This window comes from Paenibacillus illinoisensis NBRC 15959 (assembly GCF_004000925.1).
In the GTDB taxonomy this organism is placed as follows: Bacteria; Bacillota; Bacilli; order Paenibacillales; family Paenibacillaceae; genus Paenibacillus; species Paenibacillus illinoisensis.
This window is the reverse complement of record NZ_BIME01000001.1, coordinates 934287-950782: the sequence shown is the minus strand read 5'-3', so window position 1 is coordinate 950782 and position 16496 is coordinate 934287. Positions and strand designations below refer to the sequence as shown.

General features: G+C 46.8%; 12 protein-coding genes. 9 read left to right on the top strand and 3 right to left on the bottom strand.

Annotated features, from left to right (window positions below):
- The first annotated feature begins 191 nt into the window (after positions 1 to 191).
- Complete coding sequence (ade, locus tag PIL01S_RS04080; RefSeq protein WP_127536352.1) at positions 192 to 2048, top strand: adenine deaminase; 1857 nt, start codon at positions 192 to 194, stop codon at positions 2046 to 2048.
- A 437-nt stretch (positions 2049 to 2485) separates the two neighbouring features.
- Entirely contained in the window at positions 2486 to 3403 is a 918-nt protein-coding gene (locus tag PIL01S_RS04075; protein ID WP_127536350.1) for a hypothetical protein, read from the top strand.
- A 79-nt stretch (positions 3404 to 3482) separates the two neighbouring features.
- Here PIL01S_RS04075 and PIL01S_RS04070 read toward each other — a convergent pair whose 3' ends face one another.
- Positions 3483 to 4397, bottom strand: coding sequence for a helix-turn-helix domain-containing protein (locus PIL01S_RS04070; RefSeq protein WP_127536348.1), 915 nt, complete (start codon positions 4395 to 4397; stop codon positions 3483 to 3485).
- Positions 4398 to 4571: 174 nt separating this feature from the next.
- On the opposite strand from PIL01S_RS04070, the gene yicI reads away from it, so the two are divergent.
- The 4 genes from yicI to PIL01S_RS04050 all read left to right on the top strand — a co-directional run bounded on the left by yicI (position 4572) and on the right by PIL01S_RS04050 (position 12486).
- A complete protein-coding gene (yicI, locus tag PIL01S_RS04065) occupies positions 4572 to 6890 on the top strand; it encodes an alpha-xylosidase (protein WP_127536347.1) in 2319 nt (772 codons plus the stop codon).
- 137 nt (positions 6891 to 7027) lie between these two features.
- Positions 7028 to 8053: a phosphotransferase family protein gene (locus tag PIL01S_RS04060; RefSeq protein WP_164764160.1), complete on the top strand. Its 1026-nt coding sequence runs from the start codon at positions 7028 to 7030 to the stop codon at positions 8051 to 8053.
- A gap of 15 nt (positions 8054 to 8068) precedes the next feature.
- The gene (locus PIL01S_RS04055; protein WP_127536344.1) at positions 8069 to 10996 is read left to right on the top strand and encodes a glycoside hydrolase family 3 C-terminal domain-containing protein; all 2928 of its coding nucleotides are present in this window, start codon (positions 8069 to 8071) and stop codon (positions 10994 to 10996) included.
- Between the two features lie 191 nt (positions 10997 to 11187).
- Positions 11188 to 12486 (top strand): MFS transporter, encoded by a 1299-nt coding sequence (locus PIL01S_RS04050; RefSeq protein ID WP_127536343.1) that lies wholly within the window; start codon positions 11188 to 11190, stop codon positions 12484 to 12486.
- Positions 12487 to 12582: 96 nt separating this feature from the next.
- Here PIL01S_RS04050 and PIL01S_RS04045 read toward each other — a convergent pair whose 3' ends face one another.
- Complete coding sequence (locus PIL01S_RS04045; protein ID WP_127536341.1) at positions 12583 to 13881, bottom strand: MFS transporter; 1299 nt, start codon at positions 13879 to 13881, stop codon at positions 12583 to 12585.
- Positions 13882 to 13914: 33 nt separating this feature from the next.
- Positions 13915 to 14337 (bottom strand): MarR family winged helix-turn-helix transcriptional regulator, encoded by a 423-nt coding sequence (locus PIL01S_RS04040; protein ID WP_127536340.1) that lies wholly within the window; start codon positions 14335 to 14337, stop codon positions 13915 to 13917.
- Positions 14338 to 14585: 248 nt separating this feature from the next.
- Here PIL01S_RS04040 and fucU point away from each other — a divergent pair, with 248 nt between their 5' ends.
- From fucU to PIL01S_RS04025, 3 genes are all read left to right on the top strand, one after another.
- A complete protein-coding gene (fucU, locus tag PIL01S_RS04035) occupies positions 14586 to 15059 on the top strand; it encodes an L-fucose mutarotase (protein ID WP_127536339.1) in 474 nt (157 codons plus the stop codon).
- Positions 15060 to 15297: 238 nt separating this feature from the next.
- On the top strand, positions 15298 to 15765 hold the full coding sequence (locus tag PIL01S_RS04030; RefSeq protein ID WP_127536337.1) for a GNAT family N-acetyltransferase: 468 nt from the start codon (positions 15298 to 15300) through the stop codon (positions 15763 to 15765).
- Between the two features lie 57 nt (positions 15766 to 15822).
- Positions 15823 to 16443: a TraX family protein gene (locus PIL01S_RS04025; protein WP_246058080.1), complete on the top strand. Its 621-nt coding sequence runs from the start codon at positions 15823 to 15825 to the stop codon at positions 16441 to 16443.
- Positions 16444 to 16496: the final 53 nt, after the last annotated feature.

Sequence of the window (16496 nt, the reverse complement as noted above, 5' to 3'; positions counted from 1 at the left end):
AATGGAAGAACTGGTCTGGATAACTATTCCTGACATGAGAATGAATGTGTTTAGTTTGATGGATAATTATGGAGCTTGAATTTGTACTCATGCACAATTGGTGGGAATTTTCTTTACACATGCCGTGCGGACTCATATAATCGTAACAATATATTTTTTTTGGATCGTTAATGAATGAAGGAGGCGATGGCATGAACAAACCATCTTTTGAACGGCCATTAATGGCAGATTGTGTGCCCGATCTGGTAGCAACAGCGCGAGGAGATATGAAGGCAACATTAGTCATTCGGGGAGGGACGCTGGTTAATGTCATCTCGGGTGAAATTTTGCCGGATATGTCCGTTGCGGTGCAGGGAGCTCGTATTGCCTATGTTGGCAAAGATGTGAGTCATACCATCGGAGAACATACACGCATTATTGAAGCAAAAGGGAAATACATTGCTCCAGGATTACTGGACGGACATTGCCACATTGAGAGCACGCAGATGAAGGTGACGGAGTTTGCGAGAGCCGTACTGCCTTCCGGTACAACCGGTGGTTTTTTTGACCCGCATGAGATTTCCAACGTACTTGGACTCAAGGGTCTGCGGCTCATGCTGGATGAAGCGAGAACGACGCCGCTCGCAGCCTATATGCAGGTGGCTTCCTGTGTGCCTTCAACACATCCTGGTTTGGAGACGACAGGAGCTTATATCGGGCCTGAGGAAGTGGCTGAGGCTCTCTCCTGGGGCCCTGACATGATTGGGCTTGGTGAGGTCATGAACTTCCCGGGTGTCGTATACGGGGATGAAACGATGATAGGAGAAATCCAGGCTACGCTGCGGGCCGGCAAGGTGGCGGACGGTCACTTTACCTGGGCAGCGGATGACTGGCGTTTACCTGTTTATGCGGCAAGCGGTGTGACTGGAGACCATGAATGTGTGACGAAGGAAGATGTCGTGGAGCGTCTGAGACTTGGCATGTATGCCAAAATGCGGCAGGGATCAGCCTGGCATGATGTGGCCGAAACCATCAAAGCCTGTACCGAACTGGGACTGGATACTCGCCGAATGATGCTGGTGACCGATGATCGGAGTTCCGAATCGCTGCTCAAAGAAGGACACATGGACTTCGTCGTCCGACTGGCCATCTCGCAGGGGGTCAAACCCGTGACTGCCTTCCAAATGGCAACGATAAACACAGCGGAACGTTTCGGTGTGGCTCGTGATATTGGGGCCGTTATCCCTGGCAATATAGCTGATATTATCTTACTGGATGGCCGACTGGCAGATGTGCGTGTTGGCATGACGATTGCTGCCGGGCATGTTGTCGCAGAGAATGGGAAGATGACGGCCGTCTGGGATAGCTTCACTTATCCGGAAGAAGCGTTGAATACGGTGAAGCTGGAGGCTAATATTCAGCCGAAAGATATGGAACTGCAAGCGCCGATTGTCGAGGGAGCCATCGGGGCCAAAATCATTCATGTGACCGAAAACCATGTGGATACGAAAGAGAGACATGTTCCTGTACCTGTGCAAAACGGTAAGGTAGCTGTGTCCACAACGGGAGATATCTGCAAAATTGCAGTACTGGAACGGCATAAGCAAACCGGAAACAAGGCAGTTGCACTTGTCGGCGGCATTGGATTCACACGCCCTGCAGCCATTGCAATGACAGTAGCTCATGACAGTCACAATCTTCTCATTATCGGTAACGATGATACCTTGATGGCGGAGGCAGGTAATCGGGTAATTCGCATGCAAGGCGGGGTTGCCGTGATTACGGATGAAGGTGTAACCGAGTTTCCACTTCGGATCGCAGGATTAATGTCCACCGAGCCTTTTGAAGAAGTCGCTGCACAATCTGCTGCAATCAGCGAAGCACTGCAATCGGCAGGCTGTACTCTGAATAACGCCTTTATGACACTTTCCCTGCTTGCTCTGGTCGTTATTCCTGAGCTGCGTTTGTCGGATAAGGGGTTAGTACGGATCTCGGCAGAGGGAATTGAGCTGGTGACACTATTTGACGAGACAACGGAAAGTAGCCCCATTACCCCTGCTGGAACATAACCTGAGAGCATGTTTTCTCATGCTAGCTGGTTTGTAAGAATGTGATAAACAGAAATGATAACATACAGATGGATGAAGTTTCTGTGTAAGACGGAAGTCGCCTTTATGGCGGCTTTTTTTGTTTCTTTTAGAGAAAACGCTTCCTAGGTCTTCTGTTGGTCATTCATATATGGCAATAACGACAGAAGTTGTGGAAATTTTCTGTGTAAATTAAAATCTTTTTAATAAATGAGACTTAAGAACTATGAATACAGAAGTGTGAATTCCCGAAATAATCTTATATGATCCTTTCGTCGTAAGTCTAGAAGATGATATTGCATATGAAAGCAAATGCATAAACGAATGGTTTATCTAATTCATAAAATGAAGGGTAAAACGACAAACATTCTTCCGTATTACGACGATGGAGCGGTAAATTACAAGGGGAGTGTACAAATATGCAAAGCAAGCGGGGGTTTCATTTTATTAAAATCATCAGCTGTCTGGTTCTGATTGCGGGTGTCACGTTCTCATCCAAGACCATTGCACAGGGTTCTGTAGAAAGTTATGAATCGATCCATGGCAACGTGGAAGGGCCGATTAGAGCGACCTGGGTATGGGATACCACTCAGATTGAGAAGAATCCGCAAGAGGTGCTGAAATTTGCCGTGGATCACGATATCAACACGGTCTATCTGCAGATCAATCGCGATGTGAAGATACCTTATTATACAGATTTCATTCGTAAGGCCAGAGCTTACAATATCGCTGTCGATGTGATGGATGGAAGAGCGGCTTGGGGGCTAACCGAAAGCAGAGATCAGATTGCAAGTTTCCTCGACTGGATTGAAGCCTATCAGAATCAGGTAGAACCTAACGAGAAATTTGCGGGGATTCATCTTGATATTGAACCGCATGTGCATCCGGAGTGGAAAACCAATCAGGCCAGCGTCATTACCCAGTGGCAAGGGAATGTTCAATACATCGTTGACCGCGCTGCCCTGATGAATATGCCTGTGGCAGCAGATTTGCCTTTCTGGCTGGATAATTACAAGATTCCGGGTTCAACGATGGCTGTGAGCAGCTGGATGATCCGCCAATTTGATGCGATCACGATTATGGCATACCGCGATACGGCTGCAGCAATCTATGACGTGGCCAAGAACGAGCTTGCAGAGGCTTCCCAGCTGGGCAAAACGATCTCGATTGCCGTAGAGACGAAGCAGAGCAAGGAAGGCGACTTCATTACATTTTATGAAGAAGGTTCAGCGTACATGGAATCTCAACTGAAGCAGGTGGAGAAGTTGGCGGCAGAGCACTCCTCATTTAAGGGATTCTCTATTCATGAATACACTTCCTGGAAAACGTTAAAATAATATAAGCGGTACGAGCTATAGAATAAATTGAATAATAAAAGGTGCTTGCAGCATAATCGCTGTAGGCACCTTTTTTGCTTCATATAAGCGCAGGCTCCATAGCCACCTTTTCATAAAACATTTTCCGATACTGCGAGGGGGTGGTATTTTTGTGTTTTTTGAATGTGGTGATGAAATAGCTCAGATGTTCAAAGCCAACATCCATGGCTATATCCACGATTTTGTGATCCGTGTTCTCGAGCTGGTAACAGGCTTGCTGCACACGGTAGTAGTTAATATAGTCGACAGGACTTTTCTGTACCATCTGCTTGAAAAAGCGACAAAAGTGTCCTTCACTCATATTGGCCTCATCGGCCAGCTCTTTCAGCTTCAGCGGCTCAGGATAGCGCTTGTGAATGTAGCCAAGGACGGATTTGAGTCGCTCCACTTTGTCATGGCTGCCTGTCGGGACGGTACCTTTCACAGGTGCAGGGCGCATGTGTTCAAACATACGAGCGAAAATGAGATACAGGTAGGCTTTGGTTGTCATCTCACAGGTTTCAGAACCGTTCGCATGATCGGCAAAAATACGCTGCAGATGGAGCAGGATCTCACGGCCCCAGTCATCCTCCGGCTTCATATGAAATGGAGGGATAAGTGTCTTATGAACGAGCGGTCTGATAAACTTCTCCTGTACGGCATCGAAGGTGCGGCTGCCCAGCAGCTCCGGACTGAACACGATGGAGGAAAAAACGCAGGGAAGGTCGCTTTTCAAATAGCCAGCATGAATTTCGCCGCGGTTAACAAAAATCGCCTCGCCCGCTTTCACCTCTACGGTATTCATGTCAATCTGAAACACGGCACTGCCTTGAGTAACCATCGTAAATTCCATCTCGTCGTGCCAGTGGCAATCCAGAATGCTGTCTCCATTAAGCTGTTCAATATCCGGATAAACACTGACGGGATACATTGCATTACCGTGGATTCGGTCCTCCCGTAATCGTTCGCGTTCCATAGAAGGTCCTCCTTTATGGTATCATTATTAATGTAATCGTTTCCACAGATTGGTGATCTTGTTCAATAATCGGACAGGAAATATCAAAATCGTGATATATTTGGTCAAAATATCGGAAGAAAACCATGTTTAATATCAATATTATTATAGTATAACCGAAGGGGGAAAGAAAACATGAAATTTACTGATGGATTCTGGATGACTCGTGAAGGATACCACATTCAAAACCCGACTGACATTCGTGATATTGTGCAAAAAGGGGATTCGTTGACCGTATATGCGGCAACTAAATATATTCGTACCAAAGGTGATACGTTGAACGGTACATTGCTGAAAGCAACGTACAGCTCACCTATGCCAAACGTTATTCGTGTAACCTTGAATCACCACAAAGGAAGAGTGAAAAAGAGTCCTGAATTTGAACTCAACTATCAAGATGTGAATGTTGACATCACGCAAGATGAACAAGGAGCTGTTTTGAAAAGCGGCAATCTTGAAGTTCAAATCGACAAAACCAAAGGCTGGGACGTCAGCTTCCTGTATGAAGGAAAACGGATTACGGGCAGCGGTCAGAGAGCGGCTGGTTATATTACAGGTCCGAGTAAAGAAGCATACTTCCGCGAGCAGCTTGATCTTGGCGTTGGTGAATACGTTTACGGTCTGGGCGAGCGCTTCACACCATTTGTTAAGAATGGTCAAGTGGTTGACACATGGAATGAAGACGGCGGTACAAGCAGCGAGCAGTCCTACAAGAACATTCCTTTCTATTTGTCCAGCAAAGGATATGGTGTATTCGTAAACCATCCTGAACGCGTATCATATGAAATTGCATCTGAAAATGTATCTAAAGTGCAGTTCAGCGTAGAAGGCGAGACTTTAGAATACTTTATTATCGGCGGTGACAATCCGAAGGATGTACTTGATAACTATACGAAATTAACAGGTAAACCAGCCCTTCCACCGGCATGGACGTTTGGTCTGTGGCTGACAACATCATTTACAACCGATTATGATGAAGCAACCGTTAACCATTTCGTAGACGGCATGGCTGAACGTGATCTTCCACTTTCCGTATTCCACTTTGACTGCTTCTGGATGAAGGAATACCAATGGTCTGATTTTGTATGGGATGAAGCGATGTTCCCGGATCCGGAAGGCATGATTCGCCGTTTGAAAGACAAAGGCCTTAAAATATGTGCTTGGATCAACCCATATATTGCAGAAAAATCCTACTTGTTTGATGAAGGTATGGAGAACGGTTATCTGGTAAAAACAGCTGATGGCAGCGTGTGGCAGTGGGATATGTGGCAAGCAGGTATGGCTCTGGTTGATTTCACGAATCCGGATGCTGTGAAGTGGTATAAGAGCAAGCTGGAAGTACTGCTTGATCAAGGTGTAGATTCATTCAAGACAGACTTCGGCGAAAGAATTCCGACGGATGTTGTATACTTTGATGGCTCTGATCCGGTTAAAATGCATAACTACTATACACATCTCTATAACAAAGCTGTATTTGAATTGCTTGAAGAGAAAATTGGCAAGAATGAAGCTGCCCTGTTTGCCCGCTCGGCAACAGCAGGTGGTCAACAGTTCCCGGTTCACTGGGGCGGAGACTGCTCTTCTACTTATGAATCCATGGCTGAATCGCTTCGCGGCGGTCTGTCACTCGGACTTTCCGGTTTCGGCTTCTGGAGTCATGATATCAGCGGATTTGAAAATACAGCGACACCTGACGTATACAAACGCTGGGTACAATTCGGTCTGTTGTCTTCCCACAGCCGTCTACACGGAAGTACTTCGTATCGTGTGCCTTGGCTGTTTGACGAGGAATCCGTGGACGTTGTTCGTGACTTCACCAAACTTAAAAACAGCCTGATGCCTTACCTTTACAATTCTGCTCAGGAATCAACTGTAAAAGGCATTCCGATGATGCGTGCCATGGTGCTGGAGTTCCCAGAAGATCCTGCTACTTACAGCCTGGATACGCAATATATGTTCGGTGATTCCATACTTGTTGCGCCGATCTTTAATAAGGAAGGCGATGTAACTTACTACTTGCCAGAAGGAACATGGACAAACTTCCTGACAGGCAATAAAGTACAAGGCGGCCGTTTCGTACGTGAGAATCACAACTTCCGCACCTTGCCAATGATGATCAAACCAAACAGTTTGATTGCAGTAGGTGCAACCAATAGCAAACCGGACTATGATTATGCTGGTGACGTTTCCCTGCACTTGTTCGAGCTCGCTGATGGCAACACGGCACAAGCGGTAGTTGTGAATCAACAGGCTGAACAGGAATTGGTTGTTAACGTAACCCGTAATGGATCTGTTCTGGAGGTACGTGCTGAAGGTGCAGGCAAGCCATGGAATGTAGTGCTTCGCGGTATCGAAAGTGTATCCAGTGTTGAAGGTGGATCCCAAACAGCTGGTGAACAAGGCATCGTAGTAACTGCAGCAGCAGGCGTAAGCTCGCTCACGATTCAATTGTAATCTGCACGCATGACTTAGAGGACGGTACCGTAAGGTGCCGTTCTGTTTGTCTACAACGGAGATGGACAGAAGTAGCTGCAGCCAGCAAGTCATAGTATGATTGAGGATAGTCAGTAATAGATAGGAGAATGAAGAAATTGAGTACCATTTCTACTGGCTTACACCGGGCTATTCCAACCGGGATATTATATCAATTGGTGGAGAAGAATTTTGGAACCGCTACCAAAGTGAAAAGGTACTCCCTCTTGCAGGGCGGACTTTTCAATACAACTTACCGGGTACTGCTGGAGCATGCTGCTTATTCGGATGTGATTTTGCGTTTGGCCCCAGAAAGAATAGATCCGCAAGCGGGGAAGGCCAGTGATCCGTTGTTTTCCTTTGAACGCACGATGATGACAACAGAACCGATTGTTTATGATTATTATCAGAAGGCAGGCATTCCGGCTCCCCATGTCATTGTGTGTGATAACAGCGGCATGATCATTCCGAGAACCTATATGTTTATGGAGTTTATTCCTAGCAAGCAGCTGAATCACCCGTCGATCTCGTTACCCGAAAAGGATAAGCTCTACCGCGAGCTGGGTAAATATACTGCCGCCATGCATCGGATACAGGGTGAATCCTTCGGCTGGCCACAAGGAGACGGCACCATCCAAGGATCGGATCGCTGGTCCGAGGTACTAGTGGCTTTTGCTGAAGAAACAGCGTGGAAAGCCGAGCAGGTTGGATATATGCCGGGTGTTGGCGAACAGATTACGAGCATGTTCCGGGATCACAGCGAATTATTTGATGAGGTGACCGTTCCCGTACTTGTCCATAACGATCTGTGGGAAGCAAACGTGTTGATTCATGAGGATAAGGATGATAAGGACGCTTTGAACATTGCCGCCATCATTGATGGAGATCGGTCCATGTTTGCCGACAGGGAGTTTGAAGCCATTTTGTCCACAGCACCGCCAGCATTTCACGAGGGTTACGGTCAAGCTCTGGATATGTCTGATCAGGGACTGGCACGCCGGCTGGCCTATAGAATATTGTCCTCTTATTTTAATGCTTACGTTCATGAATATCAGGTTGATCAGCCGCATGACGGACAGAAGTTTTGTCAACGTACGTTGGACCTCATGGAACAATGGAAAATGATGATTGAACCATACCAATAACTAGGAGGAGTAAGTATGAAGGAATATGAACAATACCCCATGTGGGATGCAGCTTTGCCACTCGAACAGAGACTCGATGACCTGATTAAACGTTTGACGATAGAAGAGAAGATCAGTCTGATTCCTACACGCGAAGCAGCTGTCCCGCGGCTGGGGATTCCTGCATACAACGTTGGAGGAGAAGCTGCCCATGGGGTGGCTTGGAAAGGGGAAGCAACCGTTTTTCCGCAGCCTCTCGGACTCTCAAGCACATGGAATACGACACTCATGCGTGAAATTGGTTCAGTCATTGGGGATGAGGCCAGAGCCTACCACCATCGCGAACCTGAACGCCACGGCTTGACCCTGTGGGCACCAACCGTTGATCTGGAGCGTGACCCGCGTTGGGGAAGAACGGAAGAAGGTTATGGTGAAGACCCTGTACTCACTGGGGAGATGTCAGCAGCTCTCGTGCAAGGCATGCAGGGAAATCATTCATTTTATTTGAAAATGGTAGCTACGTTGAAACACTTTTTCGCCAACAATAACGAGAAAGATCGGCTGAATTGTTCATCCAGCATAGATCCGCGAAACTTGCGCGAGTACTATCTTAAAGCATTCGAGACACCGTTTGTTGAAGGTGGTGCCTTGTCCATGATGACAGCCTATAATTCCATCAACGGCACGCCTGCGATAGAAAGTCCTTATGTGAACGATGTGGTTAAGGGCGAATGGGCTATGCCCGGTTTTATCGTCTGTGACGGAGGAGACCTCTCGCAAACCGTAAACTATCATGGATACCATGCGACGCATGCCGAATCTGCGGCAGGTGCCTTGAAGGCAGGTGTGGATTGTCTGACCGATGAAGTGGATCTGGTGGTAGCTGCATTGCAAGAGGCCCTTGATCGAGATTTGCTGAAGGAAGAGGATCTGGACCGGGCTATTCGCAACATTTTTGGTGTTCGCATGCGTCTTGGACAACTGGATCACTCGGGTCTTAATCCATACGCGTCTATACCGGAGTCTGTCCTGTGTGCGCCGGAACATGCCAAATTAAGTTATCGAGCTGCGGTAGAGTCTATTGTATTGTTGAAAAATGACGGGGTGCTCCCATTAAAGTCGGATGCACTTCGCAAGGTGAGCGTGATTGGACCTCTCGCGGATGCAGTATTCACTGATTGGTATAGCGGTACGCTGCCTTATCGAATTACCGTATTAGATGGTTTACGGAACAGATTGACTGATGCTGAGATCCTCTATGAAGACGGGAATGATCGTATCAGCCTCCAGACACAGGAAGGGCAGGTATTATCGATCGGAGATGAAGGAACCGTTGTAGCCGTTCCGGAAGGCAGTGCGGAGAAGGCTGCGTTCGTTCACCAGGATTGGGGATGGGGAAGTCACACGCTGCGAAGCGTGAACAATAATCGCTATATTACGTTAACCGAACAAGGCAAATATCAGGCGATTGCCCCAGAGATCGGGGGATGGTTTGTTAAGGAAGTTGTGCAATTTGATCCCGAGATCGATAACAGCAGCTTATTGCGGACGTGGAATGGTCTTCCTTTAGGACTTGCTGAATATCAGGGCAAGCATGTTTTGGCACCCGTTGCAGATTCATCAGAAGTTGGGACGGAAGCATCTGAAGCGAGTAATTCGGTGATTGGAGCGAAGGAGCCTGTACGACTGGTGAAGCATGTCGATATTGATGGTATCAAGCGAGCAGCAGCTTCTGCAAAAGTCAGTGATCTATCTGTAGTCGTTGTCGGCAACAGTCCCTATATTAACGGCAAGGAAGAAATTGATCGGCCTGGTCTTACGCTCCCGTCTGAGCAAGTCCGTCTGGTCAAGGAGGTTTGCAAGGCAAATCCGAATACCGTAGTCGTAATTGTGGGAAGTTATCCATTTGCACTTCAGGAACTGAAGGACATAGCTCCAGCCATTGTATATTTGACCCATGCAGGACAAGAACTTGGTCATGCGGTTGCGGATGTGCTGCTTGGCACATATGCTCCGGCAGGCAGACTGAATATGACCTGGTATGAGGATGAGTCACAGCTTCCCGATATCATGGACTACGATATTATTAATAACGGTACGACATATATGTACCATGAAGGTTCCGTCCTATATCCATTTGGACATGGTTTGACTTATTCTCCATTCGAATACAATGCAATTGACGCTCAGCGGATTAAGGGAGTATCCGGAGCTGATGTATTGAAGGTTGAAGTGCAGGTTCGAAATGCGGGAGAAGTTGCAAGTGATGAAGTAGTGCAGATCTATGGGCGTCCGCAGACATCCCGAGTGAAGCGGCCGTTGAAGCAATTAATTGGCTTTAAGCGTATCCATCTTACACCTGGCGAAGTGCAGACCGTATCTTTTGAAATTCCTGTTCAAAAGCTTGCCTTCTGGGATGTCACACGTGACCGATATTGCGTGGAGACAGCGACCTGGTCCATCATGGCTGGACGCTCCTCGGAAGATATTCGCCAGACAGCCGATATGAAGATTGAAGGGGAGGTTATACCAGCCCGCCAATTGGACTTGCCAACATTTGCAGAGAATTTTGATGAGTATGCAGGTGTGCTCATGGACGAGTGCTTGGAAGGACGATCAGCAGTTCGGGCGGTTGTTCCTGGAGAACCACTGTATAAGGAAGATCAGCTGTCCTGGATTGCTTTCCTGAATAACGGAACACAAGGAGCGCATACATTTGAAGCACGGGTAGCTGCTTTTGGAAAAGGTGGCGAGCTGCAGATACGTTCTGGAGGGCCAGATGGGCCGCTTCTTGGAACATGTCCCGTGCCCATGAATGGTTCTGTATCCACACCGGGCCAAGATCGCTCTGACATGCAGTGGACAACGGTCCAATGTCCACTTCAATCTGAGCAGGAACTTGAGCGTTTAACCATTGTGTTCCAAGGTGGCGCTGCCATTCAGCAGTTCAGATTAAAATGTTAATCATTGCTGCGGAGTGAAAAAGATCTGTTCCAATAGGATGAATGATACACATAGACCGTTCCGGATTGTACAAACCGGAACGGTTTTTTTATCATGCTGTAACTGAACTTTTTTACATATCCCGTATAATCAATTGGCGAACTAACCACACTAACATTGTTGTTTTCCGATCTCGTAAAGGTGGTTAAGGCATGAAAGATAAAAAGTGGGACCTCGTCGCACTTGCTTCCATCCCGGTAATTATGACGTTGGGTAACTCCATGCTGATTCCGATCCTTCCGCAAATTGAGCGTGAACTGAAAGTATCGTCTTTCAAGGTCAGCATGCTTATCACGGTATACGCAGTGGTTGCCATACTGCTTATTCCGATTGCAGGGTATCTGTCTGATCGGTTTGGACGTAAAGCGGTCATCATCCCCAGCCTTATCATTGCTGCAGCAGGGGGTGCGGTAGCAGGCGGAGCTGCATTAATGCTGAACGGAAGCATAGCGTATTGGACCATCCTTGGCGGAAGGCTTCTGCAAGGGATAGGTGCCGCTGGAGCTTTTCCCATCGTTATACCCCTTGTTGGTGACATGTTTGACGACGAAAAGCAGGTCAGCAAAAGTTTGGGTATCATCGAAACATCCAATACGTTCGGTAAAGTCATAAGTCCCATCTTGGGTGCTGCGCTGGCTGTTTGGCTGTGGTACCTGCCATTTATGGCCATACCGGTGCTCTGTTTGCTTTCCTTGGTACTCGTTATTTTTCTGGTAAAAACGCCGAAGAAAAAAGAGAAGCCACCGACCTTCTCCGAGTTTGTCTCATCCGTTCGTACAGTGCTAAAAGAAAAAGGCCGCTGGTTATATTCACTTTTTGCCATCGGTGGAATTTGCATGTTTGTTATTTTTGGCGTGCTTTTTTATTTGTCGGAGACGCTGGAGTCTGAATACCAGCTGAAAGGTGTTCTTAAAGGTCTGGTGCTTGCGATTCCGCTGGCGGCTCTGTGCTTGTCATCTTTCCTCGCAGGTAAATGGATTGGAAAGAGCAAGGTTCGCATGAAGTGGGTGGGTTTTACGGGACTTGTGATTCTGACCGGATCTTTGATCATTATGGGGCTCTGGGATAACATCTACATGGTGGTGGGATTGTTCACTCTGGGTAGTGTAGGGATTGGTGCCACGCTTCCATGTCTTGATGCACTCATTACTGAAGGCGTTGACAAAGCGCAGCGCGGTACGATTACAGCCTTGTTCAGCAGTATGCGTTTTATTGGCGTTTCTTTGGGGCCACCGGTCGTATCCCTTCTCCTTGGTACATCGCATTTTATTCTTTTTATTGTAATTGCAGCTACTGGAGCGGTAGGTGGCCTGCTCACATTATTTGCGGTTAAGCCTGAAAAAGGAAAACAGCCCAGCTCGGGGGAAGCCCCTGACAAGTTGGAGCAGAATGCGGAGACACATCATGTACCTAGACGGGTACCCGTTAGGCGTAAGAAAAGTCCATTTTAAATGAACTGCGTTAATGCGTAGACACAAAAACGCGCTTGCTGGCGAGAACATCATTCTCAACCGGCAAACGCGTTTTTTATTTATGACGAAAATTTTTTATTTTTCAGCGGATGTGGTGGAACTGGACTCTTTGGAGTCTGAATCCGTGCCCGATATATGTGTATGGGCAAGTAACGGATGGACGGTGACTGCGAAAGTTCCACTTCGTTTACCTTGGATAAGATAGATCAGCAAGAACACAATCATGAAGATGACAGAATACCGGTACATGTCCGTGTAGCTTGTCATGGAGGCGATAGCACCAAGCAGCAGAGCACCCGTAGCAATCCCCAAATCAAGTGTATTCAAGAACATGCCATTCGCCATCCCGCGCTGGGTTGGAGCTACAATCTGAATCATCCAGGTCTGCAGTGACGATTGCATGGAACCATATCCAATGCCGTATATAAATGCTGCGACAAATAAAATCGGCATGGACGTTGCAAAAGAAAGGATAGTCAGTCCGATCGCCACAAAAATCGCTCCAGGAATAAGCAGCGCTTTGGGTCCCTTGCTGTCATACAATCTGCCTGCAAATGGTCTGACTAGCAATACAGCTAACGCGTTAAACAAGAAAAATAAAGCAGGGTTGGCCAGATTGGCCTCTTTGCCATACAACACAATGAATCCGACAAGTCCACCATAGGTGATCGATAACAAACAATTCAGCACACTGGGCAAGATTAATTTTCGATTAAAAGGAATTTTCTCCTTCGTTCCGGAAACGTTCGCTGCGGGCCCAGCTGAAGTTTGAGGTGAACCAGCATGTGAACGTGCAGCTTTCTTACGTGTTAACGAATAACTGAGTGGATAGATGACGACGATTACGGCTGCTGTACACAGCATAAGTGTTACGAATCCTGAACCCTGCAGCAGCGTAACCCCGATAATGGGACCCATGGACATGGCAAGACTGGTAGATAACCCGAAATAGCCCATACCTTCTCCCATACGTTTAACTGGAATGATGTCAGAGGCCATGGTTGGGAAGGCTGTACTGCTCATTCCGAAACCAACACCGAAAATCATGCGCAGCAGCAGAAGAACAGCTATGCCGGCAGCAAAATAATACCCGAGGGTAGCAAGAAGGGCTACAGACAGGCCGATGTAGATCATGGCATTGCGAAGGCCTTTTTCGAGTGCTTTGGCTGAGTATAGGCGAGCTGCAATTGCACTAAGCGCAAACAGACAGGTGAATAAGCTGACTTCAAAAGCATTCGCGTGGAATCGTTCCTGTACGTAGGAAGGAAGAGGAGAAACAATCATATGCAGCTGTAGGAAAAGCAGGAAGTTACAGAGCATGAGCAAAATAAAATCGGTGGTCCAAAGTTTAACCTGTGTAGAACGGTCTTTCATATGAATTCATTCCCCCTTGAGATGTTCAGTTCATTACAAGTTGTGATTGATGAGGGAAAGAGTATGTTTAAATGCTTCCATCTGGTCTTCGGGTATACCTTCAGCAAGTTCTTTATTCATTTCTCTTTCAATGGGAACCAGAATATCGATCAACGCTTTTCCTTCCGCAGTCAGATAGAGGAGATAAGCTCTGCGATCCTGTTCACTGGTCCGACGTTCAACCCATCCCTTTTTCTCGAGTAGATCAATAATGCGTGCGGTGGTGGGTTGATCCTTCAGAACGCGACTCGCAACTTCCTTTTGGTTCACGCCTTCTCCCTTATCGATATTGAACAGAACAGAGAATTGCTCGGTTGTTATATCGTAAGGTTTAAAACGGGTTGCAAGTAAAGCAGCGGCTTTGCGATATGTGAAGCCCAGCATAAATCCGACAGATTGCTCTAGCGAATAGTCCATACGAACGTCGTTCCTCACTTTCCTATAAATCATCTTCAAACGAATTACTTGTTATAACAACTATATGTGATGCAACCAATTTTGTCAAAGCAAATTGGAAGAAACCACTTTCAAATTGGATTGTGCGAAGTTAGAAAATCCTGATAGAATGGAAGTGAACTGCATAGGTGGAAAGTTAAGGATGTCATCTTGGAATACCGAAGGTTATTCTGCTCCATTCGATGTGGAGCTAACAAGGAGAGCTGAGTATGCTGAAAAACATTCCTGCAATAATTTCTCCAGAACTGCTTAAGATTATGTCCGAGATGGGGCATGGGGACGAATTGGTGCTTGCTGATGGCAATTTCCCTGCAGCCAGCCATGCTAGGCATCTCATCCGTTGTGATGCGCTGGGAACCGTAGAGTTACTGGAGGCCATTTTGAGGTTGTATCCACTTGATACGTATGCAGAACGGCCTGCAGCCGTCATGCAGGTTGTAGAGGGGGATCAGGTTGTTCCGATCATATGGGAGGATTACCGCAGGCTGATCTTGGAGCATGAAGGCATCACAGACGCCTTCGACCAAGAAGAACGATTTTCGTTCTATGAGAGGGCTTCTCGTGCCTATGCCATCGTTGCTACCGGTGAACGTGCCCAGTATGCCAATCTCATCTTGAAAAAAGGGGTCATTTTCCCTGATGTAAATCCTGATCCGCAAAATCAACGTATGGAATTAAAGTGATTTCCTATAGAGTAATTAGTCCATGGCGACGGAGCCACTTACGCTCCTGTTCGCCTTTTTTGCGTTATATCGGATTATTAAGAGACAAGGGAATCTGTACGAGTGAACTTATTTTGGTCCAAGGAGCGAAATATATTGCAAACTTTGATGCACTTGATGAATGGTAGATGGTTGTGATTGCCTTAAAATAAATAGAGTATATGAAAAATCATTCCGTGGTTAAGGGAGGAAGAAACAAATGGTGTACCAGGTTAGAAGGGCAGGGTTTGATGATGCCCAGCAGATAGGTGAATTATTTAACCAGTACAGAATGTTTTACAACCAGGTTTCTGATACGGAGAGGGCCATTAAGTACATTCAGGAGCGTTTGAGTAAGGATGAATCTGTGATATGGATGGCAGAATCGGATTCCAAAACGGAACCTGGGCCAGGGAATATTGCCGGGTTTGTTCAGTTATATCCAAGCTTTAGTTCAGTGTCCATGGGGTCCATATGGGTGCTAAACGATTTATTTGTACATAAGGATCACCGCAAGCAAGGTATAGCTCGCAAGTTGATACAGGCTGCACAAGCCTTCGCCAGCGAGACAGGGGCGATTCGAATAACCTTATCCACAGCGATTAACAATACACAGGCACAGGCGTTATATGAATCAGAGGGGTATGCGAAAGACGATCACTTCCTGTATTATGAACGTAATGTGTGATTAACTTGGAATAGGTATACTCGAAGTAGAGATAGATAGGGGAGGGATGAACTCAAAATGATGCAGTGGATCGCCATGATCACGATGCTGATCGATCATATAGGGGCTGTCTTTTATCCGCAGGTTGAGGAACTGAGGATCATTGGGCGGATTGCTTTTCCCATATATGCATTTGCTGTCTATATCGGGTATAAGCATACACGTAATGTACAAAAATACATCTGGCGTCTTTTTTGGATCGCTGTGCTCTCTCAAATCCCTTTCATGGCGGCATTTAATCACTTGTCATTAAACGTCGTGTGGACCCTGTGGTCGTCCCTGCTGGTTTTGCTGGTACTGGACAAACTGCCGAACCGATTACTGGGTATCCCGATCGTTGTTGGGGCAGGCATAATTATGGAAATAACGGCCATGGATTATGGCATGTATGGACTGCTGCTAGTACTGTTATTCCGGTACTTCCAGGGACCCGTACTGGTGCTGGGGCATGTTTTGTTAACGGCTCTTTATATCCAGCTTTATAGCAGTTCAGTCCAAATGTACAGCGTAGTGGCTACGTTGGGCATAGCCATTGCACAGTATTACGGGGCAGGTTTTCGTTTGAAAGGACCAAGGTGGATCTGGCGTTATTTTTACCCGGCTCATCTTGCTATTATTGCTATAATACGCTGGACATAAAAACAAACAAGCCACCGGGCTGTCAGAAGTGACGGCCAGGTGGCTTGTTTGTT